Here is a 2,079-nt window from a genome sequence, read left to right as displayed (position 1 = left end):
AGCGACGGTGCGACCTGGCTCGACCGCCAGCTCATCAGCCGCAACCGGATCGCGCGGGCACCGGTTGGGTTCGGCGAAGAGGTCACGAAAGCGCTTGAGGCCCGCACGGACGAGCTGATCCGCCAAGGCCATGCCAGTCGAACACCGGACGGCGTCGTGCGCGCGCGCCGACCTGCTCGCAACCCTCCAGCGTCAGGAACTGGAGCGCACCGGCGCCGCGCTTGCAAAGGACCACAACTTGCCGTTTCGCGTGGCCGAGGCCGGCGAACAGGTTCAAGGCAAGTTCACCGGCACCCTTCAGCTGGCATCGGGTAAGTTCGCAATGCTCGAAAACGCCTTCGAGTTTCAGCTCGTCCCCTGGCGACCAGTCATCGATGACCACCTCGGCCGCGAAATCACCGGTATGATCCGCGACGGTGGCGGGATCGAATGGAGGATCGGTCGTGTGCTTGGGCTTGGTTTGTAAGTTTAGTCTGGCAGCTCGAGGCGACGCTTCTATGCCAGGCGTCAGAGATATCCGCTCAGGCTGCGCGACGATGCACATCAACAAAGTCCATCACATCACCACATTAATCGCATCGCGGAGGAGCTCGCCGAAGACGAGGCCTGGCTGTGGGAAGTCGCCAACGAAATGAAAATCGAGGGCGGCGGCATTTGGGTCTATGGCGCCGGGGGAGGACCGCATCATTGCTTTCGCAGACTTTGGGGATGGAGAACTTGATGGTCGCGACGGCTACGCGCCTCGCTCAGGTGCACAGGTGGCCGAAATGGCCAGTCAGACAGGAGGGCTGCCCCGCAACGGGCCCAATCGCTTCTGAAGCATACACCAGTGATTTTGCCCGCGTCGCGCCTCCTTACGGCCCAGCCTTCAAGACGGCCTTCGATTTCGTCTTCAAAGGACTTCGGGAACCTTCGGCGGAGTTGGCTCGCCCAGTGACAGCATCAGCCGATTGGCCCAGTTGAAGAATGCGGCACCATTGATCAAGTCGACGATCGCCGCATCATCGAGTCCGGCCGCCCTGAGCCGCTCGATATGGCGCTTGCCGAACTGGATCGGCGTTGCCGAGAGCGCGACCGAGGCCGCCATGATCGCATTCCAGCGTTCATCGACATCGACGTCGATTCCGGTATCGAGCAGGCGTTGGACGTCGTCCTTCCGCTTGGAGTAGGTTGAGGCAAAGCGCGCGTGCACGGAAGCGCAGTAGATGCAGCCGTTGAAGCGCGATGTCGCCGTCGCGGCGAGCTCACGTTCGGCACGTGGCAGGCCGCCCTCCGGATTATAGAAGATGTCCTTATCGGTCTTGGTGCGTGACTCTAGGATCGCGGGATCACGCGCGAGCAGCATGAAATAAGGCGACTTCGCACGTGCCGGGTCGACAAGCGCCTGCTGGTGCCGTTCGGTGAGTTCGGCCTCCGTCAGGCTCGAGCCAGGGCAACCAGCCGAGTTCATCCTGCGTGAAGCGGTTCGGTTCGGCATTCTCCGGATGGACGAGGATGATCTCTGCCACGATGATTGCTCCCAATCTTCTTGCGGGCTAACGCGAGGCCGCGAGTGCCCGCAAGCCGGCGCCGACGCGAATCTGAAAGGTGAGAAAGGCGACAAGTTGCGACAACGTGACGATGTCGTTGCTTGACCAGCCGGCCTGGTGAAGCGCGTTCAAGTCTTCCTGGCCGGCATCCCGCGGGTGGAATACGAGCAGATGCGTATGCTCGAGCCCGGCCGATAGGCGCTCGCCCAACAAGCTGCGGTGTCCGTCCTCAACGCGATAGATGAGGCCGGGCTTGTCCTCGCCGCTCAGCGGACCAGCGGGATAATGGCCAAAAGGTCCCACCGTGACGCCGCGGCCGGCTTCGCAGTCGATGATCCCGCCAAGCTCAGGTTCGGACGACCTGAGCTTGGACGCGTACAACTCGGTGGCAATTGGCTCGCGGTGCAGACCTGCCGCAAAGGCTGCGACCGCCCAACGTTCGCGCGCGGGAAAGGTGCCGAAATCGCTGGGCTGAAACAACGCGAGGTAACTCTTCTGCGCATTCTCGCGCGCTTGCGCTCGTCTTGCCCTGATTTGATGGAAGCTGGAG

The 2,079-nt window shown here is 62.3% G+C and carries 2 protein-coding genes and 2 pseudogenes; 2 read left to right on the top strand and 2 right to left on the bottom strand.

What is annotated here, in order from left to right; all coding sequences use genetic code 11:
- Window positions 1–33: 33 nt before the first annotated feature.
- Together JOZ76_RS38435 and JOZ76_RS30955 are read left to right on the top strand one after the other, a co-directional pair.
- Window positions 34–105 (top strand): annotated as a pseudogene (locus tag JOZ76_RS38435) (hypothetical protein); the annotation flags it as partial.
- 25 nt (window positions 106–130) lie between these two features.
- Window positions 131–466 carry a DUF3363 domain-containing protein gene (locus tag JOZ76_RS30955; protein WP_291705195.1) on the top strand — a complete coding sequence of 112 codons (336 nt, stop codon included), beginning with the start codon at window positions 131–133 and terminating at the stop codon, window positions 464–466.
- 426 nt (window positions 467–892) lie between these two features.
- On the opposite strand, the pseudogene JOZ76_RS30950 reads toward JOZ76_RS30955, so the two are convergent.
- Both JOZ76_RS30950 and JOZ76_RS30945 read right to left on the bottom strand, forming a co-directional pair.
- Window positions 893–1,496: pseudogene (locus JOZ76_RS30950) on the bottom strand (alkylhydroperoxidase domain protein).
- 39 nt (window positions 1,497–1,535) lie between these two features.
- Window positions 1,536–2,079 (bottom strand): CMD domain protein (locus JOZ76_RS30945; RefSeq protein WP_291705194.1); only part of this gene is annotated, 544 nt, incomplete at its 5' end.

This window comes from Bradyrhizobium sp. (genome assembly GCF_019244115.1).
Taxonomy (GTDB): Bacteria; Pseudomonadota; Alphaproteobacteria; order Rhizobiales; family Xanthobacteraceae; genus Bradyrhizobium.
This window is presented reverse-complemented; position numbering and strand designations above follow the sequence as displayed.

Coding starts and splice junctions, on each gene's coding strand:
- JOZ76_RS30955 (WP_291705195.1), top strand. CDS start 131: ATGCCAGTCGAACACCGGACGGCGTCGTGCGCGCGCGCCGACCTGCTC.